General features: G+C 72.1%; 17 protein-coding genes. 8 read left to right on the top strand and 9 right to left on the bottom strand.

Features of this window, described 5'->3' with window-relative positions; all coding sequences use genetic code 11:
* Positions 1–134 precede the first annotated feature (134 nt).
* On the top strand, positions 135–365 hold the full coding sequence (locus ACGFIB_RS10195; RefSeq protein ID WP_142573030.1) for a DUF7455 domain-containing protein: 231 nt from the start codon (positions 135–137) through the stop codon (positions 363–365).
* A 169-nt stretch (positions 366–534) separates the two neighbouring features.
* Here ACGFIB_RS10195 and ACGFIB_RS10190 read toward each other — a convergent pair whose 3' ends face one another.
* Together ACGFIB_RS10190 and ACGFIB_RS10185 are read right to left on the bottom strand one after the other, a co-directional pair.
* A complete protein-coding gene (locus tag ACGFIB_RS10190) occupies positions 535–1,266 on the bottom strand; it encodes a GNAT family N-acetyltransferase (RefSeq protein WP_393370314.1) in 732 nt (243 codons plus the stop codon).
* 37 nt (positions 1,267–1,303) lie between these two features.
* Positions 1,304–1,927: a GntR family transcriptional regulator gene (locus ACGFIB_RS10185; RefSeq protein ID WP_142573034.1), complete on the bottom strand. Its 624-nt coding sequence runs from the start codon at positions 1,925–1,927 to the stop codon at positions 1,304–1,306.
* Between the two features lie 62 nt (positions 1,928–1,989).
* On the opposite strand from ACGFIB_RS10185, the gene aceE reads away from it, so the two are divergent.
* Both aceE and ACGFIB_RS10175 read left to right on the top strand, forming a co-directional pair.
* Positions 1,990–4,446: a pyruvate dehydrogenase (acetyl-transferring), homodimeric type gene (gene aceE, locus ACGFIB_RS10180; protein ID WP_393370309.1), complete on the top strand. Its 2,457-nt coding sequence runs from the start codon at positions 1,990–1,992 to the stop codon at positions 4,444–4,446.
* A gap of 74 nt (positions 4,447–4,520) precedes the next feature.
* Positions 4,521–5,270 carry a YaaA family protein gene (locus tag ACGFIB_RS10175; protein ID WP_142573038.1) on the top strand — a complete coding sequence of 250 codons (750 nt, stop codon included), beginning with the start codon at positions 4,521–4,523 and terminating at the stop codon, positions 5,268–5,270.
* A gap of 1 nt (position 5,271) precedes the next feature.
* Here ACGFIB_RS10175 and ACGFIB_RS10170 read toward each other — a convergent pair whose 3' ends face one another.
* The 4 genes from ACGFIB_RS10170 to ACGFIB_RS10155 form a co-directional block, all read right to left on the bottom strand.
* Positions 5,272–6,237, bottom strand: coding sequence for a hypothetical protein (locus ACGFIB_RS10170; protein WP_191051260.1), 966 nt, complete (start codon positions 6,235–6,237; stop codon positions 5,272–5,274).
* A 157-nt stretch (positions 6,238–6,394) separates the two neighbouring features.
* Complete coding sequence (locus ACGFIB_RS10165) at positions 6,395–8,080, bottom strand: RNA polymerase sigma factor (RefSeq protein ID WP_229689884.1); 1,686 nt, start codon at positions 8,078–8,080, stop codon at positions 6,395–6,397.
* 218 nt (positions 8,081–8,298) lie between these two features.
* Complete coding sequence (locus tag ACGFIB_RS10160; protein WP_393370305.1) at positions 8,299–10,380, bottom strand: SpoIIE family protein phosphatase; 2,082 nt, start codon at positions 10,378–10,380, stop codon at positions 8,299–8,301.
* 177 nt (positions 10,381–10,557) lie between these two features.
* Positions 10,558–11,124, bottom strand: coding sequence for an HhH-GPD-type base excision DNA repair protein (locus tag ACGFIB_RS10155; RefSeq protein WP_142573045.1), 567 nt, complete (start codon positions 11,122–11,124; stop codon positions 10,558–10,560).
* Positions 11,125–11,297: 173 nt separating this feature from the next.
* On the opposite strand from ACGFIB_RS10155, the gene ACGFIB_RS10150 reads away from it, so the two are divergent.
* The 3 genes from ACGFIB_RS10150 (at position 11,298) to ACGFIB_RS10140 (ending at position 14,025) form a co-directional block, all read left to right on the top strand.
* Complete coding sequence (locus ACGFIB_RS10150; protein ID WP_393370302.1) at positions 11,298–11,480, top strand: hypothetical protein; 183 nt, start codon at positions 11,298–11,300, stop codon at positions 11,478–11,480.
* A gap of 213 nt (positions 11,481–11,693) precedes the next feature.
* Complete coding sequence (locus tag ACGFIB_RS10145) at positions 11,694–13,196, top strand: hypothetical protein (protein ID WP_393371446.1); 1,503 nt, start codon at positions 11,694–11,696, stop codon at positions 13,194–13,196.
* A gap of 28 nt (positions 13,197–13,224) precedes the next feature.
* Positions 13,225–14,025, top strand: coding sequence for a LamB/YcsF family protein (locus ACGFIB_RS10140; protein WP_393370299.1), 801 nt, complete (start codon positions 13,225–13,227; stop codon positions 14,023–14,025).
* Positions 14,026–14,120: 95 nt separating this feature from the next.
* On the opposite strand, the gene ACGFIB_RS10135 is transcribed toward ACGFIB_RS10140, so the two are convergent.
* The 3 genes from ACGFIB_RS10135 to ACGFIB_RS10125 all read right to left on the bottom strand — a co-directional run bounded on the left by ACGFIB_RS10135 (position 14,121) and on the right by ACGFIB_RS10125 (position 20,245).
* On the bottom strand, positions 14,121–15,824 hold the full coding sequence (locus ACGFIB_RS10135; RefSeq protein ID WP_357257276.1) for an ABC transporter family substrate-binding protein: 1,704 nt from the start codon (positions 15,822–15,824) through the stop codon (positions 14,121–14,123).
* A gap of 98 nt (positions 15,825–15,922) precedes the next feature.
* Positions 15,923–18,271: an AAA family ATPase gene (locus ACGFIB_RS10130; RefSeq protein WP_393370296.1), complete on the bottom strand. Its 2,349-nt coding sequence runs from the start codon at positions 18,269–18,271 to the stop codon at positions 15,923–15,925.
* 123 nt (positions 18,272–18,394) lie between these two features.
* On the bottom strand, positions 18,395–20,245 hold the full coding sequence (locus tag ACGFIB_RS10125; RefSeq protein ID WP_393370293.1) for a CHAT domain-containing protein: 1,851 nt from the start codon (positions 20,243–20,245) through the stop codon (positions 18,395–18,397).
* A gap of 255 nt (positions 20,246–20,500) precedes the next feature.
* On the opposite strand from ACGFIB_RS10125, the gene ACGFIB_RS10120 reads away from it, so the two are divergent.
* Both ACGFIB_RS10120 and ACGFIB_RS10115 read left to right on the top strand, forming a co-directional pair.
* Positions 20,501–22,081 carry an MFS transporter gene (locus tag ACGFIB_RS10120; RefSeq protein ID WP_393370290.1) on the top strand — a complete coding sequence of 527 codons (1,581 nt, stop codon included), beginning with the start codon at positions 20,501–20,503 and terminating at the stop codon, positions 22,079–22,081.
* Positions 22,082–22,155: 74 nt separating this feature from the next.
* On the top strand, positions 22,156–23,001 hold the full coding sequence (locus ACGFIB_RS10115; RefSeq protein ID WP_357257281.1) for a DoxX family protein: 846 nt from the start codon (positions 22,156–22,158) through the stop codon (positions 22,999–23,001).
* Positions 23,002–23,058 lie beyond the last annotated feature (57 nt).

The following is a 23,058-nucleotide window of genomic DNA, read 5'->3' as shown; positions in this document are numbered from 1 at the left end:
CCCCGTCACTTTCCCGATCATTCTGCTCTCGGCGTAGTCGGAGCATGATTGGGAAGGCCCGTATCCGGTTAGATGTTGTGCCAAGTGACTGACGCCAACGTCCCCACAGCGTGGGGCGACCCGAAAGGCGATACGTGACTGGAGCTCTCGCCCCCATCAAGCCGCTGACGGCCCTGGACCGGTGCGACCGGTGCGGTGCTCAGGCCTACATCCGCGCGACCCTGCCCGTGGGTGGGGAGTTGCTGTTCTGCGCCCACCATGGGCGTCAGCACGTGACTGTGCTGCGCGACAAAGGTGCTGAGATCCAGGACGAGTCGGCCCGACTCAGTGAATCCCCCGCGTCCGCCCCTGAAGGCGAGCGCTGACCCTATAGACGGCGTGCCGGAGCGTCAGACGATGATGTCGGCTCCGGGCGCCGTCGCCATATAAGCCGCCGGCACAAGCCGTCGACCCGGGTGTCGGCCCGGGCCGCCCGCTCGGCGCGACCGCCGTTCCCCGTTTCCCCCGGGGTACGCGGCGGGCAGCGCCGGCGGGTCAGGACCGCACCCGGTAGTGGTAGCGGCCGGCGACGGTGAACCCCTCGCGCTCGTAGAGCGCGAGGGCACCGGTGTTGGCCTGCGTCACCACCAGATACGCATCGTCGGCGCCGCACCGCCGCCCCCAGGCGAGCAGGGTGCGCAGAACGCCCGTGCCCAGCCCGAGCCGCCTGGCGTGCGGCTCGACCGCCATGCAGTAGACCCCGAGCCATCGCCCCTGCGGCACGCCCCTTCCGACCGCGCCCTCGTCGAGGAGGACGTATCCGGCGGGCACCCCGCCGAGGATGCGCTCACCCCACGTCCGCGCCGGAACCTCCCCGGTCTCGCGGTGGCGCCCGCCGTCCACGCCCCACCAGGTGCGCAGCCACCGTTCTGACGGCCTGTCCTCCACCGCCGCACCGGCGGCGGGCTCAACGCCGGTGAGCGGCCTGGTCATCACCAGAGTGGGATCCACGAGCTCGTAGCCGCGACGGCCGAGTTCGTCGTCGAGCCCCGGCGAGGCGCCCATGCCGACCGAGAACACGCAGGGCTGTCCGATGCCCGCGTAGAAGCGCTCGGCCCGGTCCACCGCCTCCGGCAGGTCCGCCCGCTCTCCCAGCGGCAGCACCGAGTTGGCCCGCTTCGTCACGCCGCCCGCGTGCCGGTAGGTCCATCCGCCGTCCTCGGCCCGTCCAGGCGCCGGCCATGCCGCATCCACAAGCAGGTCGAACTGCGCGATTTCCTCGTTCACCGGTTCCTCGTACCCCTCGCCACGATCGCCAGAAGGGCTAGATCCTTCCCTCGGGTTCGCCCGGAGCGTAGCCGAGCAGGTGCTCGCGGAGCAGGACGCCCACCCCCGGATCGTCCCGCTCGAACGCCTCCACAAGAGGTTCGTGCCCGGCGGCGCTCTCGTGCGGCATCCGGAACAGGCGGATCGACAGGTGCGTCCACACCTCGATGCCGAGCGACTCCCACACCGACAGCAGCACGTCGTTGCCCGAGGCTTTGACGATCTCCCGGTGGAAGGCGACGCCGTGCCGCACCTGATCGTGCAGGGCACCGGCCGCCGCCGCCTCGTGCAGACGGCCGAGGTGCGTACGCAACGCCTCCACGCGGGGCCTGCCCAGCCGGACGGCCGTCTCCTCCAGGCCCGCCCGCACCTGGTACACCTCGCGGAGATCGCTCCGGGTGAGCCTGCGGACCCGCGCGCCCTTGTTGGGCGCGGATTCGATGAGCCTGAGCGCCTCCAGCTCGCGCAGCGCCTCGCGCACCGGGGCCTGGCTGACACCCAGCTCGGCCGCCATCCGCCGCTCGACGATACGATCGCCAGGCTTCCATCGGCCGTTGCTCAGGTCGTCGAGCACGGTTTGCCGGATCTGGTCGCGAAGCGGTGATCGCACGACGGGTTCCACGGGACCGATGATAGGGCGGACCAGACATCCTATGATCGATCATTAGGGTGTTTAATGGATTCATGGAAGAAGACCTCGACCCGCAGGAGACCGCCGAATGGCTCGAATCCCTCGAGGCGGTCCGCCGTGCAGCCGGCCCCGAACGGGCCGACTACCTGCTGAAGCGGCTGGCGACGACCACCCGCTACATCAACACCGTCCCGACCTCCGAGGAGCCCGGATACCCCGGTGACCTGGAGCTGGAGGAACGCATCGCGGCGTACGACCGGTGGAACGCCGCAGCGATGATAACCCGGGGCAGCCGGCTGGGGCTCGGCGGCCACCTGGCGACCTACGCCTCGGCCGCCTGGCTGTATGAGGTGGGCTTCAACCACTTCTTCCACGCCGGTCGCGACCAGGTCTACTTCCAGGGCCACGCCTCCCCCGGCATCTACGCCCGAGCCTTTCTTGAGGGCAGGCTGAGCGAACCCCAGCTCGACCTGTTCAGGCGCGAGCCCGAGGGCGGGCTGCCGTCGTACCCCCATCCGCGGTCCATGCCGGACTTCTGGCAGTTCCCCACCGTCTCCATGGGCATCGGCCCGCTCAACGCGGTCTACCAGGCCAGGTTCAACCGCTACCTGCACAACCGCGGCATCAAGGACACCTCGCAGAGCCACGTATGGGCTTTCCTCGGCGACGGCGAGATGGACGAGCCGGAGTCCACGGCCGCCCTCACCCTGGCCGCCCGCGAGGGGCTCGACAACCTCACGTTCGTGATCAACTGCAATCTGCAGCGGCTCGACGGGCCGGTGCGCGGCAACACCCGCATCGTGCAGGAGCTTGAGAGCGTCTTCAGGGGCTCGGGCTGGCACGTGGTCAAGGCGCTGTGGGGCCGGGAGTGGGACGAGCTGCTCGGCTCGGACGAACTGGTGGCCCGGCTGGGCGAGGTGCCGGACGGGCAGTTCCAGACGTTCGCCGCCTCGACGGGCTCCTACATCAGGGAGCGGTTGTTCCAGGGCCTGGACGTGCCCTACTCCGACGAGCACCTGCGGCGCGTCGTCGGCGGGTCCCGGGCGGGCCACGAACCGCGGAAGGTGTACGCGGCCTACCGCAAGGCCATGGACAACCGCGGCGCGCCCACGGTGATCCTCGTGCAGACCGTGAAGGGCTGGACCCTCGGTGCGGGGATCGAGGCGCGCAACGCCAACCACCAGATGAAGAAGCTCACCAAGGACGAGTTCCGCGCGCTGCGCGACCGGCTCGGCCTGCCGGTGCCGGACAAGGCGCTCGACGGCGACCTGCCGCCCTACGTGCATCCCGGCCCGGACTCGCCCGAGGCGCGGTACGCCGCCGAGCGTCGCCGCGAACTGGGCGGGCCCCTCCCCCGCCGCTCGGTCTCCCCCCGCCCCCTGCCCACCCCGGACGAGGCGCCGTTCCGGGCCCTGGAGAAGGGCTCGAAGCAGCCGGTGGCCACGACCATGGCCTTCGTCCGTCTGGCCAAGGACCTGATGAAGGAGCCGGAGACGGGACGCCGCTGGGTGCCGATCGTGCCCGACGAGGCCAGGACGTTCGGCATGGAGTCGCTTTTCCCCACCGCCAAGATCTACTCGCCGCTGGGCCAGCGCTACGAGTCCGTCGACAGGGACCTGCTGTTGGCGTACAAGGAGGCGACCGACGGGCAGATCCTGCTGGAAGGGATCACCGAGGCCGGGTCGATGGCGTCGTTCACGGCCGCGGCCTCCAGCTACGCCACCCACGGCGAACCCATGATCCCCTTCTACATCTTCTACTCGATGTTCGGCTGGCAGCGCACCGGCGACCAGATGTGGGCGCTGGCCGACCAGCTCGGCCGCGGGTTCCTCATCGGCGCCACCGCCGGCCGGACCACGATGACCGGGGAGGGCCTGCAGCACGCTGACGGCCACTCTCAGCTCCTCGCCTCGGCCAATCCCGCGTGCCTGGCCTACGACCCCGCCTTCGCCTACGAGGTGGGGACGATCGTGCGCGAGGGACTGCGGCGCATGTACGGCCCGGCCGCCGAGAACGTGTTCTACTACCTGACCGTCTACAACGAGCCGATGCCCCAGCCGGCGATGCCGGAGGGGGTCGAGGAGGGCATCCTCCGGGGGATCTACCGGTTCTCCGACGGAGGCGGCCAGGCCCATCTGCTGGCCAGCGGCACCGCGATCCACTGGGCGCTGGAGGCGCAGCGGCTGCTCCGGGAGGAGTACGGCCTGGGCGTGGACGTGTGGTCGGTCACCTCGTGGAGCGAGCTGCGCCGCGACGCCATGACCGCGACGGGCGTGCCGTACATCCGGCAGGCCCTGGCCGGGACCTCGGGGCCGGTGATCGCGGTCAGCGACTGGATGCGCGCGGTGCCGGACCAGATCAGCCCGTGGATCGACCGGCCGTGGACCTCGCTCGGCACCGACGGATTCGGGCTGTCGGGCACCCGCGAGGCGGTCCGCAGGCACTTCGGCGTGGATCCGCGCTCGATCACGGAGGCCGTGCTCAAGGCGGTGGAGACCGGCCGGGACTGAGCCCGGCCATCGCCTTCGGGCTGCGCCCCGATCGGGGGAAACTCTCCGGTCGGGGCGCAGTAGGCTGCGGAACCGTGCTCATCCTGCTTCCGCCCTCGGAGGGGAAGGCTGAGCGGGGCACCTCTGCCGTCCGCCGACTCAGCTTCCCCGAACTCGCCTCCCCGCGCGAGAAGGTCCTCGACGCCCTCGTCTCGCTCTGCCGCACGCCCGAGGCGCGCGACGTGCTCGGCCTGTCGGAGGGGCAGACCGGCGAGATCGAGCGCAACCTGGCGCTCCCCACGGCGCGCACACTGCCCGTCGCCGCCCTCTACACCGGCGTGCTGTACGACAATCTGGGCCTCGCCGCCCTTGCCCCCGAGGCCCGGCGGCGGGCCGACCGGAGGATCGTCGTGTTCTCGGCGCTGTGGGGCCTGCTGCGCCCGTCCGACCGGGTGCCGCCCTACCGGCTGTCCATGGGCGTACGGCTGCCGCCGATGGGCGGCCTGGCCGCGTTCTGGCGGCCGTCGATCGGCGCGGTGCTCGACGCGACGAAGGGGCTCGTGGTGGACATGCGGTCCGCGACGTACGCCGCCGCCTGGCAGCCCGGCGAACGCGGCGTGGCCGTGCGGGTGCTGCGGGAGGCCGCCGGGAAGCGGACCGTCGTCAGCCACATGGCGAAGGCCACCCGGGGCGTGGTGGCCCGCACGCTCGTCGAGACCTCCGACCGGCCCCGCACGGCCGGTGACCTGGCCGACCTGCTGACCGGCCGGGGACATCGGGTGGAACTGGCGGCGCCGACCGGCCGCGGAAAGCCGCGGACCCTCGACGTGATCGTGGACGAGTGAGTCAGAGATTCAGCCGGGCGCAGGCCCGGCGATACTGCTGCGCCGGATCGCCGAGATGCGACCAGGGCAGCCTGCTGAAGCGGCCGCCCGTCCTGGCGAGATGCCCGCGCGCCGGACGCCGGAGGTCGGACAGGTAGAAGGCGGCGCCGAAGACGTTGTGCGCCTCGACCGAGCGCGGGTGCGCCCCGCCGATGCGCCGCTCGGCCCAGTGGCCGGCGGCCGAGACGATGTCGCGCTGCGCCTCGAAGGAGAACCAGCCGCCCCGGGACATGGGGGTGCGCCCGGCGGCGACGATCTCGAAGTGGGCCATCGGCACGAGTGCCGGGAGCGGGCTGCCCTCCGGGGCGTGCGCGGCGGCGGAACGGGCGAAGCCCAGCATCTCCTGGGCGGAGCCGCCCCAGCCGGGCGACAGGGTGATCAGGCGGGCCAGCGCCCCCGAGTACAGCGCCGGCCACCGGCGGGAGCATTCGTACCAGACCGCGTCCTTGTCGGGGCGCGGCCGGTCCAGCCCGATGGCCAGCCACATCAGGCACTCCCACGGCACCGGGTCGCCCGGCGCGAGCCCCGCCGCCGCCAGCAGCGGCTGCCTGGCCTGGTCCATCGCCGACCGGTAGGCGTGCAGCCGGTCCGCCTGCACCGCCCTGGCCCGCACGTCGGGCCTCAGCTCCCAGGCCTCCTCCAGCCGCGTACGGCCGAGCCACAGCCAGAGGTCGGGATTGCCCTGGTCGTGGGCGAGCAGCGCCTCGATCGACCGGCTCGCCCCGACAGCGGTCCGCGACAGCGCCTCCACCCGCAGCGACCGCGTCTCCGGGTCGCCCCTGCTGTCCGCGAGGACGGCCGACGCCGGTCTGAGGTCACCTCGGGAAGCGGCCTCGACCGCCTCGTCAAGCATGGTGTCCGCCCACGGGCGGTCCGGGATCACGCGTGGCCCCCGAGCACGCGCCCGATCCACTTCGATCACTCCCATGAGGCGCGAGCCTAGGAGCGTCAGCGTGCCCGTGGCGCTTCCACGAGGTTACGAGGGCGTTAAGTCGTTTCCCTCAGATCTTTCGCCTGCTGCGGGGCGCTCCTACGTCAACGTCCCCCGGCCGTGGTGCGTGGCCGGGGGACGATCGACTCGTGCGTCAGTCCAGGTAGTCGCGCAGCACCTGCGAACGGGAGGGGTGGCGCAGCTTCGACATGGTCTTGGACTCGATCTGGCGGATCCGCTCGCGGGTCACGCCGTAGACCTTCCCGATCTCGTCGAGGGTCTTCGGCTGACCGTCGGTGAGGCCGAACCGCATCGACACCACGCCCGCCTCCCGCTCCGACAGCGTGTCGAGAACGGAGTGCAACTGCTCCTGCAGCAACGTGAAGCTGACGGCGTCGGCCGGGACGATGGCCTCGGAGTCCTCGATGAGGTCGCCGAACTCGCTGTCGCCCTCCTCGCCCAGCGGGGTGTGCAGAGAGATCGGCTCGCGGCCGTACTTCTGCACCTCGATGACCTTCTCAGGGGTCATGTCGAGTTCGCGGGCCAGCTCTTCCGGCGTGGGCTCGCGGCCGAGGTCCTGCAGCATCTGCCGCTGGACGCGGGCCAGCTTGTTGATCACCTCGACCATGTGGACCGGGATGCGGATGGTCCGCGCCTGGTCGGCCATGGCCCGGGTGATCGCCTGCCGGATCCACCAGGTGGCGTACGTGGAGAACTTGTAGCCCTTGGTGTAGTCGAACTTCTCGACCGCACGGATCAGGCCCAGGTTTCCCTCCTGGATCAGGTCCAGGAACAGCATGCCGCGGCCGGTGTACCGCTTGGCCAGCGAGACCACGAGACGGAGGTTGGCCTCCAGCAGGTGGTTCTTGGCGCGGTGGCCGTCCTCGGCGATCCACTCCAGCTCGGCGCGGACGTCGACGGGCAGGCCGTCGGCCTCCTGGGCGAGCTGCTCCTCGGCGAACAGGCCGGCCTCGATCCGCTTGGCGAGCTCGACCTCCTGCTCGGCGTTGAGCAGCGGAACCTTGCCGATCTGCTTGAGGTAGTCCTTCACCGGGTCGGCGGTGGCGCCGGCCGCCGCGACCTGGGCGACGGGCGCGTCGTCATCGTCGTCGGTGAGGATCAGCACCTCGTCCTCGGACTGGGCGAGCGCCTCGGCCTTGGGCTCTTCGCCTTCGGCCTCTCCCTCGGTCTCGGTCTCTTCGGTCTCCGCCTCGGCCTCGATCTCGACGTCCTCGACCTCGATGTCGAAGTCCTCGATCTCGACGTCACCTTCGAGCTCGATGTCCTCGTCGTCCTCGGCGAGGTCGGCGGACTTCGGCTTGGTGTCGGCCTTGGCCGCCTTGGCCTCGGGACCCGTGGTGGGGGCCTCCGGCTTGGCGGGTGCGGCCTTCTTCGGCGGAGCGGGCTTGGCCGGAGCCTTGGCGGCGGCCGGCTTGCCGGCAGGCGCCGCGGGCTTGGCCGGGGCGGGCTTCTTCGGCGCCGGTTTGGCGACCGGCGCGGAGTCGGTCACCACGGCGGTTACGGTTTCCGGCTGCGACTCCTTGGCCGCTGCGGATTTGGTGGTCTTCTTGACGGGCGCGGTGGTGCGGCGCTTGGCTTGACCTCGAGAACGCTTGGGAGCCGCGGAGTCGGCGGCCGTCACCACAACGGTCACACCCTCCTTGCTGAGGCTGCGCAGGAATCCAGCGGCTTGCGACATCGGGATGTCCGCTTCCTCGAAGGCCTTGCGGACATCCTCGGACTCGAGGAAACCCTGCGAGCGCCCACGCTCGAGGAGCTGCTGAATCACTGGCTCGTTCAGCTCCGACGGCTTCGAGCGAGTCGAACTTGCAGGCGACACGAACACCTCTCGAACGAACGCATGGCGAGAATGGACCCAGGTGCTTCTTCTTTTCCGGTGGTGAGGTCGCACAGACCGCGACATGCCATTGTGGCACGCCGCGGTACGTGATACGGCCGCGTCCCGCCGGTTGCTCCTCCACCCTAGGCCGACCGAGACACTAGTGCGTACGGAAGGAGGTCACCGATACCCGAAAGCAACCGTTATGACTGTTTCATTCAGTCACTCTTCGTGGCCGGTGGGACGTGGATCGCGAGTACCGTCACATCATCATCCTGTTCATACCCGGACAGCATGTGGTCCACCAGGAAATCAAGCAGCATATTCGGGCTGCTCAGGACCTCCGGGGGCGCTTCGGCCACGACGGACGAAAGCTCCCTGAGTCCGGCGTCCAGCCCGCGCTTGCGGTTCTCCACCAGACCGTCCGAGTACAGAACGGCGGTGTGACCCGGCGGCACGCAGAACCGGAACTGCTTGCGGCTCGTGGCCCAGCCGAGCGGAGTGCCCGGCTCGGTCTCGTGCAGCAGACCGACGCCCTGCGGCGAGACCAGCAGCGGCGGCGGGTGACCGGCCAGGGCCAGCGTGCCCTCCCCGGTCCCGGGCTCGACGACCATGTACGCCAGGGTGGTGACCTGCTCCTCCTCCTCGGTCGCCTCGAAGACGCGATCGAGCCCCGTCAGCACCGCGGCCGGGGGCGGGTTGGTCAGCGCGAGCGCGCGCATGGCGTTGCGGATCCGGCCCATGCCGGCGGCCGCCTTGACGCCCTTGCCCATGACGTCGCCCACCACGGCCGCCACCCGGCCGTCCTGAAGGACGAACGCGTCGTACCAGTCGCCGCCCACCTGCACGTGACGCGAGCCGGAGCGGAAGCGGTAGGCCAGCATGAGGCCCCGCACCACCGGCAGGCGCTCGGGCAGCAGGCTGCGCTGCAGCGTCTCGGCCGTCTTGTGCTCGCGCTCGAACAGCGTGGCCCGCTCGACCGCGAGGGCGCACTGCCCGGCCAGCGCCTCCAGGAAGACCCCGTCCTCCTGTGAGATCTTCTGGGTCCGCGTGAACGAGAACCGCAGCGCGCCGAGCGCCCGCCCGGCCGCCAGCAGCGGCAGGCCCACCCAGGCCCGCTCGTCCGTCTGCGTGAGAAAGCCGGAGATCTGCGCCTCCTCGGCGCCGGCGTCCTCGAGCTGGACCCGCAGACTGTCGGGCGACTCGGCGAAGAGCGGGCGGCGGCTGTTGACCGCCATCGTCATCACGTTGGGCTGCGAGAGATCGATCTCCTCGCCCCGGGTGTCCGGGGTGCCGCCGCTGCTGATCAGCTTCAGCGTCGCCCGGTCGAGGTCGAGCAGGGCCACGGACGAGTGGTCGGCGGCGAGGGCCGTACGGCCGACGTCGATGATGACCTGCACCACCTGCTCGACGGTGAGCGCCTCGGCGAGCTGGGCGGTCGCGCCCTGGAGGCGGGCGGTGCGCAGCGCGGCGGCGCCGAGCTGGTCGGTGAGGCGGCCGCGCATCTCCTCGGCCTCACGCTGCGGCGTGACGTCGGTGTTCGCCCCGACCCACTCCACCACGCGGCCGTGCCTGATGATGGGCACGGCCCGGACCTCGAAGTGCCGATAGCCGCTGGCCCGGGTGCGCACCCGGTAGCTCCACTCGAACATCGTCCGGCCGCGCAGCGCCTCACGCCACGCCTCCTCGGTGCCGGGACGGTCGTCGGGGTGCACGGCGTCCAGCCAGCCGTGCGCGAGGTACTCCTCCAGGCCCTGGCCGGTGATGGCCCGCCACTGGGGCGCGTCCTCGGCCACCGAGCCGCTGGGCGAGCTGATCCACACGAGCTGCTGCTGCGATTCCACCAGCGAGCGGTAGCGCTCCTCGCTGCGCTCCAGCACTTCCTCGTTCAGCTGCCGTTCGGTCACGTCCACCCCGAACAGCGCGGTTCCGACGACGCCGTCGTCGTCGCGCATCGGGAAGAACGACACCGTCCAGTGGCGGCTGTCGCCGTTGTCCGCGCGGGTCCTGATCCGCTGGTCGGTGACCGGCAGTGCCTCGCCGGCGATACGGCGCAGCGCCGCCTCGATCAGGGTGGTCAGGTCGGCCGGCAGCAGCTCGGCCGGTCGGCGGTCAAGATGCAGCTCGACAGGATGGCCGGTCAGCTCGGTAAAGGTGGAGTTGACCCGGACGAAACGCCCATCCGGGTTAAAAAACGCGAAGGCAAACGGCGCCTCCGACATCAGGCCTCTGAAGAGGTCGGAGTCTGATATGTCCAAACCGGGCTCCCGGGGCCGGGGCACGGAGGTTTCGGCGCTCATGGTCGGCACCTCCGTCGCGTGCCAGCGTCTCCCACGAGGCACATCTCCATAACTGTGATTGGTAGCGCAGATCTGCCCTACATCATGGGCGATCGGCATACACGGACGGAAGCCCCGCCCGCCATGCGGTCAACGCATCCTGTCAAAAGACCGGCGTCTCGCGCAGGAGGATCCGGCCTACTTTTTGGCCGCCCGCTTCGCCTCCTGCTTGGTCGCGCGAACCAGTTGCAGGCTCTCGCCGTCCACGACGTCGGCCACCGACCGGTGCACCCCCTCCTCGCCGTACGGCCCGGCTGCCTCACGCCAGCCATCCGGGCGCACGCCACACTGCTTGCCCAGCAGGGCCAGGAAGATCTGGGCCTTCTGCCGGCCGAATCCGGGGAGGGCCAGCAACCGGCGCAGCAGCTCGGCACCGTCGCGGACATCCTTCCATACCTTCTCGGCCGAGCCATCGTAATGATCGATGAGATAGGTCGCGAGCGCCTGGACGCGGGCCGCCATCGCCTTCGGATAGCGGTGGACGGCGGGCGCCGCCGCGAGCAGGGCCGCGAACTGGTCAGGATCATAGGTGGCGATCTCACGCGCGTCCAGGTCGCGGCCGAGCCGGTCGGCGATCGCACGAGGCCCCGCGAATGCCCGCTCGAGCGGCACCTGCTGGTCGAGCAGCATGCCGATGAGCAGTGCGAGGGGGCTGCGGCCGAGCAGCTCGTCGGCCTCGGAATCCTGGGCGAGCCGGATGCGCATGAATTCAGCTTCCCACGCGGCGGCCCGCGAAGGGTTGACACCGCCGAGGAAAGAGGTGAAATAAGGGGCGGCAGGTCCCCATTCAGCGAGGAATGCAGTCCATGCCCGTACTCGCAGCACGAATCAGTGGCGGCCCATCATCGGAGCCGGGTCTTCGTGAACCGGTGGAACTCGTGACCCACCGATTGGCCGCGGAATTCCTGACCGTCCCCCCGTCCACAGTCGCCCGCTGCGTCGCCGACGCCTGGGCCTGCGGTCAGCACCTGGGGCTCGACGTCACTGCGGAGATCGTCGAGCGGGTCGCCCGGGAGCGCCTCCTGGGTATGGTGAACTCGGCGCCGCCTTCCCGGAGGTGAGGCGCCGTCCGGCGGCCGCTCCGGCCCGCACCCGTACGGCGGGAAGGCTGGAGCGGCAGATAACGGGGAAGTCACCGGGCCGTGTTCCTGATGCCCTTGGCGGCGGGAATGCGAGAAGGTGTTCACCGTGAGCGAGCGGAGCGAGATCTCGTGAGTCGCCGGCGCCGACGTGACCCCCGGGAGACCCGGCCACCGGACGACGTGTTCGCGGAGATGCTGCTGGCGGCCAGGGAGCTGCTCGCCGTGCGCAGCCCGCTCGACGCCGAGCTCATGGTCTCCGACATGCTCGGCGCGTGGTGGGGCAGGCGGCTGCGCGGCGGCGACGTCGAGCAGATCCTCGGCGAGGGCCTGGTGGACTACGCAGCCAAGGCCGGCACGCCGGCCGCGCTCACCCTGCTCATCTCCGTCGCCTACCTCGGCACCGCCCGCCAGGCGGCCAAGGCGGAGGGCGCGGCGCTCGCGCTGATGGAGTCGGACGTCGCCCGGCCCCGCTGGGCCGACCGCGTCGGCGCCGTCAAGCCCACCGGCTGCTACGTCTCCAGGGACGTGTACGGCGACCAGGACACCGTGGTGTGCACGTTCGCCTACAACGGCGAGGACAGGCACGCGCTGGTCGTGGTCGTCGACTACAACATGGGCGGCATGGCCCGTGACGCCTGGGTGTCGTCACATGTCGACAAGCTGCTGGAGCAGGCCAGACTGGAGGCCGCGGGCAACGCGCTCCTGCGGTTCGAGGAGCTGGAGCCGCAGCAGGCGCGGGCGCTGCTCGAATTCGCGATGAAGGCGGCCCGGGCCGCCGCGCACGGCCGCACCGGCCCGAAGCTCGTGAGCGACAGCTACAGCGCCTATCACGCGTTCGCGCGGGCACGCGTCAAGGCGCTGCCGCCCGGGCGGATGCGGCCCGCGCCCGCGCACGCCGAGGCCCCCTACAGCCGCGACCGCCGGGCGATGCTGGCCGCCGAGTTCCTCGCCTCGGACGCGGCGGAGAACCTGTCGGACCCCTCGGCCGCGTCCCGGTGCGCCGACCACATCATCGACTACGGCTGCGACCAGGACTTCGGCCGGCCGATGCGGGTGAGCCCGACCAAGTGCGAGACGCTCCTGCTCGACTGGCTGCCGCGCAAGGTCCTGCTCACCCCGGCCGAGCAGGACGCGATGCCGCACGTGCTGTCGGCGTGGGTGCGTTTCGCCGGCCCCCGGATCGGGCTGCCCGAGGAGGCCGTGCGGGCGACGCTCGACGCGGTCTGGGAGGCGACGGCCCGCTTCACCGAGGCCTACCGGGACCCGACCGCCTTCGGGCTGGACCGCTCTCTAGTGGAACGGCTGCTGCCCGACGGCGACCTGTCGGCGCTGGCCCGGCGCGCGTTCGCGTTCCCCCTGCTGCAGGGCATGCGCGGCTCGACCAGCCTCGACCTGCTGAACCCGGCGGACGAGGCCGACCGGCGCATCCTGCTGGAGATCGACCACGCCGACGAGATCGGCCGTACGGACCTGGAGGAGCACCTCGCCTGGCACGAGGAGATCGCGAGCCGGCTCTGGGTGGGCGACCCGCCGCAGCTGTGGGAGGCCGCCCAGCGCCTGATCGACCTGGGGCACGACCGGCACGACGTGCTCCACGTCCTCATCGAGATCGCCGAGCGGATCGGCGACCATCCGGACGAGTTAGCCGCCGCGCTGGACGACATCGCCGACATCCCGGACGAACCTCCCGCCTGACGCCCGGAACTCCTCCCCCTGCGGCAGGATGGACACCGCGCAGAGCTGGGAGACACGGCAGATGAACAACGTGATGGACCTGAACGCCGATCTCGGAGAGGGATACGGGATCTGGCGGCTGGGCGACGACGTGGCCCTGCTCGACCTGGTCACGAGCGCCAACGTGGCCTGCGGCTTCCACGCGGGCGACCCGCTGATCATCCGCCGCACCTGCGCGGCGGCGGCGGACCGCGGCGTGGCGATCGGCGCGCAGGTCTCCTACCGCGACCTGGCCGGCTTCGGCCGCCGGGAGATGGAGGTGGACCCGGAGGAGCTGTGCTCCGACGTCCTCTACCAGCTCGCCGCCCTGGACGGCATGGCCAGATCGATGGGCGGGCGGGTGGCGTACGTGAAGCCGCACGGCGCCCTCTACAACCGCGCCTGCCGGGACGAGGAGCAGGCCGGGGCCGTGGTGGCGGCCGTCACGGCCTTCGCCCCCGCCGCCGCGCTGCCGATCCTCACGCTGCCCGGGTCGGCCCTCTCGCGGGTGGCCGCCCGGCACGGCGTTCCGACGGTGGCCGAGTGCTTCGCCGACCGCGCGTACACGCCGGAGGGGACGCTTGTCCCCCGGCGGCGGCCGGGGGCGGTGCTGCACGACCCGGACGAGGTCGCGGCCCGCGCCGTGCGCATGGCCACGGAGGGCGTGGTGACGACGATCGAGGGCGGCGAGGTGCGCGTCGGCGCCCGGTCCGTCTGCGTGCACGGGGACACGCCCGACGCCGTACGGATCGCCGCCGCGGTCCGCAAGGCGCTCGTGGAGGCGGGTGTGACGGTGCAGCCGTTCACATGACCGGTCAGGACCACGGGCAGGACGGGCAGGACCACGGGCGAGCGCGCGGCCCCGGTCCCGGACGGGCGCGCCGGCGGCGGCCCGCCGGCCGCCGTTCAGGAGGCGTAGCCGATGTCCTCGTACCTGAGGTCGAAGAAGCCGTTGGCCCCGATGTTGGTCAGCGCGGACCGCACGGCCACGCCCTGCGGGCACTGGTAGAGCGGCAGCACGTTGACCTTCTTCCACACCAGCCGGTCGGCGTCGTTCAGCAGGCCGGGCACCTTGTCGGGATCGAGCGTGCTGCCGGCGCGGTACATGGCGTCGTCGATCTGCTTGCTTCCGCTGCGCCCGATGTTGGAGTACCACTCGATGTCGTCGCCCCGGCCGCCGTTCTCGCCGTCCGCGTAGATGTCGAAGGCGCTCGACACCGGGAACGGCGTGCTCGGATAGGCGAAGGCGGTGATGTCGAAGTCACCGGGGATGAGGTGCTTGCCGAAGAAGTCGTCGAAGGACACCTTGCGCACGTCGACCCGGACGCCCACCCGGTCGAGCATCTGCCGCGCGACGTCGGCCTCGACGCCGCTCATGACGATGCCGTCGGGGACGACGAAGCGCAGCGTGAGCGGTTTGCCGTTCTTCACGCGGGTCTTGCCCGACAGCTTCCAGCCCGCCTGGTCGAGCAGCCGCCCGGCCAGCTTCGGGTCGTACCTGCCGATCTCCCCGGCGTTGGCGTGGTAGCCGTACTGGCTGTTCATGAGGAAGTGGTTGTCCAGCGTCACGGTCGGCCAGCCGAGACCCTTGAGGTCCACCTGCATGAGACCCCGGCGGTCGAGCGCCGCCGCGACGGCCTCGCGCACGCGCGCGTCGGCCAGGACAGGGCTCTCCCCGTTGAGCGTGAGCTGCCGATACTGGGTGCCGGCCGCCTGCCGGATCACGGCGTCCCAGGCCTCCCTGACCCTCGCGTAGTCGTCGGGGGACGGGCCCACCTCGAAGACGTCCACATCTCCCTTGGTGAACGCGTGGACCATCTGGTCGGGACGCACGGTCCGGAACACGATGGTGTCCAGCTTGGCCCGGTTGCCCCACCAGGCGGGGTTGCGCGTGAGCGTGACCGTCCTGCCCTTGACGTCGAGGTTCTCCACGCGGAACGGCCCCGCGGTCACCGGGATGCGGTTGATCCAGTCGGCGTTGAACGCCGCCGCGGTCGCGTCGGTGGTGCTGGGATACAGCGGCGTGAACAGGGACTGCCACTCGTTGAACGGCTGGGCGAAGGTGACCACCACCTCGCGGTCGCTCGCCCCCCTGGCCACGCTCTGGATGTTCTCGTACGCGATGGTCGAGTCGACCCGGTAGTCCCGGTCGCGGCCGCTCATGGCCTTCCACTGCGCCGCGAAGTCCGTCCAGGTGATCGGCCTGCCGTCCGACCACTTCGCCTTGGGGTTGATGGAGTAGGTGATGACCTGCCGGGGGGAGGTCGCGGTGATCCTGGCGTTGGTCACGTAGTCGGTGTCGAGGGTCAGCCGCCCCCGCTCGTCGGATCGGAACGTGCGGGGCATCAGCGCGTCCGTCACCACCTTGACGGCGGTGCTGTCGCCGTCGACGTGGTTGCGGTTCCACTGCGCCGGGAAGTCGGTGAGCCCCCACCGGAGCGTGCCGCCGTCCTTGACCTTGTCGCGGGCCAGCGGGTTGACGTCGTACGCCTTGACCGGGGAGGGGGCGAGCCCGCTGTCCGGTTCACCGGGCCCCCGCTGCACGCCGCAGGCACCGGCGGCCCACAGAGCGGCCAGTGTGGCCAGGGCAACCGGCCATCGTGCTCTCACGCGCTTCTCCGATCCTCCGGCTACCATACGCAGTCGATTAGTAGCAGGAAGTGACGGCCTGCGGCCATCGGGACACGCGTCCGGGGTTTCCTACGACATCAGGACAACTCGTCTACCGCGCTGCGGACGTCCTCGCTCATGATCGTCGTCAGCTCGGCGGCGTTCGCCGACCCCTGCTCGGCGATCCGGACGTCGCGCCGCAGCGCGGCCCGCTCGTACAGCGACCGCGCGAAACGGCCGTTGCCCAGCCCGTCGATGAGCCTCTCGCGGCAGACCCAGTCGAAGACGTCGGCGAGGTCGCGGGCGGCGGAGGCGTCGAACCTGTCGCCGCTCCTCGCGGCCAGCAACTGCGCGATCTCGGTCAGCTCCGACGGCCGGTAGGAGGGGAACGACACGCGCTGGTTGAACCGGGAGGCCAGGCCCGGGTTGGTCGACAGGAAGGCGTCCATCTCGCGCTCGTAACCGGCCAGGATGACGACCACGCGGTCGCGGTCGTCCTCGGCGCGCTTCAGCAAGGTCTGCACCGCCTCGGCCCCGAAGGCGTCGCCCCCCGAGTAGCCGGTGTTGACCAGGCTGTAGGCCTCGTCGATGAACAGCACTCCGCCGAGCGCCCGGTCGACCAGCTCGTTCGTCTTGATCGCGGTGGCGCCGAGATGCTGGCCGACCAGGTCGGCCCGCGACGCCTCGACCACGTCGGGCCGGGCCAGCAGGCCCAGCGCGGAGAAGATCCGGCCGAGGATGCGCGCGACGGTCGTCTTGCCGGTGCCCGGAGGGCCGACGAACACGAAGTGCCGCATCTGCGACTGGACCGGCAGGCCCTGCTCCTGGCGCATCCTGGCCACCTTGAGCTGGGCGGTGATCGCGTGGACCTGCCGCTTGACCGGTTCGAGGCCGGCCATCCTGTCAAGGTCGGCGAGCGCCTCGTCCAGGGTCGGGGTGACCTGGTAGCCGCGGTATCGCGCGGTGATCTCGTTGAACGCCTTGGTCACGTCGTCGGCGGCGACGGTGACCAGATCCTCGCCGCGCGGCGACCCGCCCGCGCTCACCACGCGGACGTCACGGGCCTGCGCCGCGGCCTCGGCGAGGCTGCGGGCGAAGCGGGCGTTGCCGAGGTCGTCGACGAGCCCGCGGCGCTCCACGTCCTCGAACAGCCGGCGCAGCACGGGACGGGCCTCGGCGGCGAGCCGGTCTCCCCGGCGCTGCTGCAGCGCCTCGGTGATCTCCAGCAGTTCCGGAGGGCTGTAGCTGGGGAAACGCACCCGGGTGGCGAATCGGCTCGACAGCCCCGGGTTGGACGCGAGGAAGTCGTTCGTCTCCCGCTCGTATCCGGCCAGGATGACGATAAGCCGGTCACGGTCGTCTTCGGCCCGCTTGAGCAGCGTCTGCACGGCCTCCGCGCCGAACCGGTCGGGCTGTCCGTCGCCCGAGTTGATGAGGCTGTACGCCTCGTCCACGAACAGGACGCCGCCGAGCGCGCGGTCGATCAGTTCGTTGGTCTTGATCGCCGTGGCCCCCAGGTACTCCCCCACGAGGTCGGCCCGCTGCGCCTCGACCACGAACGGCGTCTCCAGCAGCCCGAACGCGTAGAAGATCTTGGCGAGCGACCGGGCGACGCTGGTCTTGCCGGTGCCCGGAGGGCCGACGAACACGAAGTGGCGCATCGGCCGCTCGTTGGCGTAACCCGCCTCCCTGCGCAGCCGGGCCGCCTCGATCGACGCGGCGATGGCGCGCACCTGTTCCTTGACCGGTTCCAGGCCGATCATGGACTCCAGCTCCGCGAGCGCCTGCTCGACCGTGATGGGCGGCGGAGCGGCGGTCTCGGCCGCGGCGGGCTGGTGGCCGCCCGCCCTCCCGCGCACCTGCACCTGGGTCTGCGCGCCCGCCGCCTCCCGCTCCGCCTCCGCGCGCACCTTGCGGGCCAGCACCAGGCGGTAGAGGAGCACGGCGGCGGCGACGCCGTACGCGCTCCAGGGGGCGGCGGACGGCGACAGCGGCGACAGCGACAGCGCGACGACCCCGGCGGGCGCGAGGGACATCAGCGTCGTCAGCCATGGCGGGACCCACCGGATCAGGTGGGCCGCGCCGCCGGTCAGCGCGCCCAGCAGCATCAGCAGGCCGGGCATGATCGACTGCCCGCCGAACGCCCCCATGAACAACGGGAGCAGCAGACCCCATCCGGCGAGCACGAGCACGGTCGCGGCGGCGCGCGGGTAGCTGAGCGCCAGCGCGAGGAAGCACAGCGCCAGGAACGTGTAGATGAACGTGGGCGCCAGCGACCAGTTGAGCGCGGCCGCCACTCCCATGGTGGCGACGAGCAGCACCACGAACAGCGCGCGCCGCGCGAATGGCGGAAGATGGAAATAACGGAAACGCACCTGTTCGAACAGATCACGGGCCGCAGTCCGGCTTAAGAGGCTCGCCGCCCGTGCCCTGTCGGAGTCCCGCATCGACGCCTCCCCGCTTCGACCCCGGTTATACCGCACGTGCGAACGGAATGGGTGGACCCATGCGGCGCGGTGACGACGCACGTCGCCGGAACGGACCGCCCGCCCGAGGTACGCGGTACGCGGCTACCGGGTGCGGGCCTGGTGGCGTCCGGGGTATTCGCGCATCAGAACCTGCCGCGGCGTGACCCGCAGCACGTCGTCGTCCGGCACGGCGACGCCCCGTACCTCTGCCCAGAATCGCGGATCCCCCACGAAGAGGACCACGCGCGGATCGCGCCGCACCGCCTCCCACGCCTCATCGCCCGCGATGAGGCGGAAGTCGCCCGCCGGGGTCACCGAGGTCACGGCGCTCACCGCGAGCGCGCGGGGGCCGTCCGCCCCGGTGCAGGCGAGGACCACGTTCCTGGAGTAGGCCGCGGCGTGCCGCACCTCCTCGCTGAGACCCGCCGAGGGGGTCAGGTCACCGGGGATCCACCTGCCGCGCGACTCCGACGGCACGAGCGAGGCGCGCCACGGGCCCGGCCCGCCGCGCCACCAGGCCCGGGTGGCGCGCACCGCGAAGGCGGCCGCCCCAAGCGCCAGCGCGCCCCAGGCACAGCGCCACAGGGCCACGACGGCGGGGTCCGGTCCCGCGAGGGCCGTCGCCACACCCGCGCCCGCGGCGCAGAGGGCGGCGACGGCCGGAGCGGTGAGCGCCGCGGCCAGCCACCGGTCGCGCGGCCGCGGCGCGCCCGTCGCCCGCGCCCGCAGCAGCACCGCCGGGACGGCCAGGCACGCGACGGCGGCGAGGGGCACGCCGGCCGCGTTGGGCACCAGCATGAGCGCCGCGGTCGCCTGCCACGCTCGGGCCGCGACGATCCAGAACGCGACGGCGATGTCGCGCGTCGCCGCCCGGTCGGCGGCGCCCGGGCCGAGCGGCGGGGGCGGCGCGGGTGGCACAGATGGTGCGGGTGGCACGGGCAGCGCGGCGGCGAACCGCCGAAGAGCGGCGAGCGGCCGTCCCCGCCACGTCTCGGCCAGGAGCCTGACGGCGAGCGCCGCGGCGGGGTTCAGGAGCACCAACCCGATCGCCCCCGCCCAGACCTCGCCCACCTCCTGCAGCGCCCCCGGCCTCGGCTCCGGCAGCGTGGCCAGTCCCGCCACGTACGCCGCCGGGGCGAGCAGCCCGAGCGCGACCGACATGGCGAGCCGCAGGTCGCGCCGGAGCATGCCGGGAACGTAGGCCCAGGCGCCCACGCGCGCGGCCTGCCGGACGCAGACCACGAGGACGGCCGCGAGCGCCAGCGCGCCGCCGATCCGCACCTCCCCGTGCATGCCGGGGACAAGGCCCAGGCCGGCCAGCACGACGGCCGCGCAGACCGCGGCCGCCGCGACCGCGAGGATCACGCGCACCTGTCGCGACCAGGTCTCCAGGGCGCGCCGCGCCCGGCCGGTCTCGCGCGGGTCGGCCTCCCAGGCGGGGTCGTGGTGGTCGCGCGGCCGCCGCCAGCGCAGCAGCGTGAGGCCGAGGTTCACCCACGCCGCCGGGTGGTCCCGGCGCCTGCGCAGCGCCGCGCCGTATGCCCGGGCCGCCCCGTCGTGGTCGCCGCGCAGCAGCGCGAGGTCACCGCACAGCACGTGCGGGTCGGGCTCGTCGGGAGCGAACCGGACGGCGCGCCGGGCCTCCGCCCACGCCTCCCGCCACCGTCCGGGGATCCGTCGCAGCGCGCTCGCGAGCCGCAGCCGCGCCGCCCAGGAGCCGGGCGCGAGCCGCACGGCCTCCCGCGCCGCCGCGACCGCCTCGGTGTCGCGGCCGAGACGCTCCAGGGCCGCGCCGGCCAGGCGATGCCCCCATTCGTCCTGCGGATCGCGGCCGATCGCCTGGCGCGCCGCCTCCAGCGCCGCCTCCGGCTGGTCGTGCGACAGCCGGGCCACCGCGACGGCGCACCAGGCGCGAGGGTCGAAGCGGTCGAGCGGGGGCGGCACCGGGGACATATGACTTCCGTCGATATCGCTCCCCACGACCGCATGATCCGTTGCGTTCGGCCGCTTGCCTAGACGCGGGACATATACCTATGGCTCTCTAGAGAGGCGGATCGCCCCACTTGATCACCTGCGGAGATAGGGATCTGGCGATTTGTTCCCGACATCGCCCGAAGGGCTGAGAGATCCGCTTCGCATGGCCTAAGCTGCCACGCATGTTCCAGCGGGCCGGGATCTTGGGGCAGGAGCACTGAACGGACTATGATCATGGTTTCGGTCGAGTCCGCCGCCGTCCGCACCGCAGACGCCCAGCGGGATCACCGCGCGAGCCGGTGGTCGGTGCTCGTGCTCCTGTGTTTCAGCCTGCTTCTGATCGCGGTCGACGCGACCGTGCTGCACATCGCCGTCCCGGCGCTCACCGCGGCCCTGGAGCCGTCGTCCGTGCAGCTCCTGTGGATCATCGACAGCTACTCGCTGGTCGTCGCGCCGCTGCTGGTGACGTTCGGCACGCTGGGCGACAGGTACGGCAGGCGGCCCTTCGTGCTGGGCGGCTACGTGGTGTTCGGCCTGGCCTCGCTGTCGGCCGCGTTCGCCGCGACCCCGCTCGCGCTCATCGTCTCGCGGGCCTTCCTGGGCGTCGGCGGCGCGATGATCATGCCGGCGACGCTCTCGATCATCCGGCAGGTGTTCACCGACCGGCGGGAGCGGGCGATCGCGCTCGGCGTGTGGAGCGCCGTCGCCGCCGCGGGAGCGGCCGTCGGACCGCTGATCGGCGGAGTCCTCGTCGAGCACCTGTGGTGGGGCGCGGTCTTCCTCATCAACGTGCCGCTGCTGCTGGTCGCGCTGCCGCTCGCCGTACGGATCCTGCCGGCGTCGCGGCGTGCCGACCATCCGTGGGACGCGCTGAGCGCGGTGCTGTCCACCCTGGGCATCCTGGCCGTCGCGTTCGGGCTGAAGGAGGCGGGGTCGGGGCACAGCCTGAGCCGCGGGCTCTCGCTGGCCGTGCTCCTGGGCGGCGTCGCGCTGCTCGTCTGGTTCGTGCGGCGGCAGCGGCGGCTGCCGTTCCCCCTGCTCGACGTCGGGCTGTTCGCCCAGCGCGGCTTCGCGACCGGCGTCGGCTGCGTGTTGCTGGCCATCTTCGCGCTGGTCGGGCTGGAGCTGATGCTCGCGCAGTATCTCCAGCTCGTGCTGGGGCTGTCTCCTCTGGAGGCCGCCGTGCGGATGCTGCCGCTCATGGTCGCGGCCATCGCGGGCGGCCTGGCCGCCGCCCACGTGCTGGGGCACGTCGGGCTGCGCGCGACGGTCGGCGGCGGTCTCGCCCTGACCGCGCTGTCCCTCACCCCGGTGCTGGCCTGGGGCACCGAGCCGCATCCGGTGATGCTGGCAGTCTGCTTCGTGGGGATCGGCTTCGGGGTCGAGGTCGCCCTGCTGGCGGCGTCGGACACGATCATGGCCACCGTGCCGGAGTCGCGGGCCGGCGGCGCCGCCGCGATCGAGGAGACGGCCTACGAGCTGGGGGCGGGTCTCGGCATCGCCGTCCTCGGGACGATCACCACGATCGTCTACGCCCCCTCTCTCACGACCGTCCCGGGGGTCCCGGCCGGGCTCATGGCACAGGCGCGTGAGTCGCTGGCCGCGGCCGCGCACGTGGCCGGCGAGACCGGCGCGTCCGGAGCCGAGCTGCTGGACGCCGCCCGCATGGCATTCGTCACGGCCCTGCACTCCACGATCGTCGTCAGCGTGGCCCTGCTCGCACTCACCGCGCTGGCCGTGGCCCTGCTGCTTCCCCGTCACGGTTCCACCCCCGCGAGCGCCGACGCCGAAGAGCCCGGCGGCGTACGGACCTGAGCCGGCCGGCGCATGAGGGCGGCGCAGGCGGGGAAGTGTCCGGGCAAGTCACCCCCCACCCAGAGTGAGAAGCCGTGAAGAGAACCCTGCACGACTTAGCCTCGCTGGCCGCCCGCATGGGCGTCGGCGGGATCTTCTTCGCCAACGGCTGGCAGAAGCTCGAAGCCGGCCTCAACGCCACCGCCGACCAGTTCACCGCGCTCCAGGCCCCGCTGCCCCACGTATGGGCACCGGTGACCATGCTGACCGAGCTGGTGGGCGGCGCGCTGCTGATCGCGGGCCTCGCCGTGCCGGTCATCGGGCTGCTGCTGTTCGCCGAGGCCCTCGCGGTGTTCGTGGTCACGGCCGGGGACAGCGGCCTGCCGCTGACCGGAGGCGACATCGAACTGATCGTGGCCCTCGGGGCCGCCTCCGTGCTGCTGGCCGTCACCGGCGCGGGCCGGATCTCGGTCGACCACATGGTGGTCATAAAACGGCGCGAGGCCGAGGCGGCCGGGGAGTTCGCCGCCGAGGCGGAGGCCGACGCGGTCATCGCGGCGCTGCGCCCCCCACGGCCCGGCGAACCGGGCGCGGGCGAATCCCCGGCCCGGCCCGCCCCGCCCGGGCCCGCTTCGGGCGAGCGGCAGTCGAGGCCCACCCCCTCCACCGGCTCGCCTGGCGCACCCGGAACACCCCGAGCGCCCGGCTCACCCGGCTCACCGGGAGCGCCCCGAGCGCCCGAATCGCCCGGAGCGCCGGAGCCGCGCCCGGCAGGCGGCGGAAATGCGGGCCCCACCGCCACCGGGACGGCCGCGGACCGGCCCGGTGAGGAGGCTCCGGCCACGACGGCGGTGCGCAAGGCCACACCCCGGCAGCGGCGTACGCGGCGGGAGGACGACACGACCACGGAGAGCCGGGCCGAGGCGCCCCCCGCCCGCTGAGCGGAGACCATGCCGTGCGGACCAAGCCGACCCGGACCGGGCCGACCCAGACCGGAA

This window comes from Microbispora bryophytorum (assembly GCF_043197435.1).
In the GTDB taxonomy this organism is placed as follows: Bacteria; Actinomycetota; Actinomycetes; order Streptosporangiales; family Streptosporangiaceae; genus Microbispora; species Microbispora bryophytorum.
Note: the sequence above shows the minus strand (reverse complement) of the source record. Positions and strands in the feature narration are given on the sequence as shown.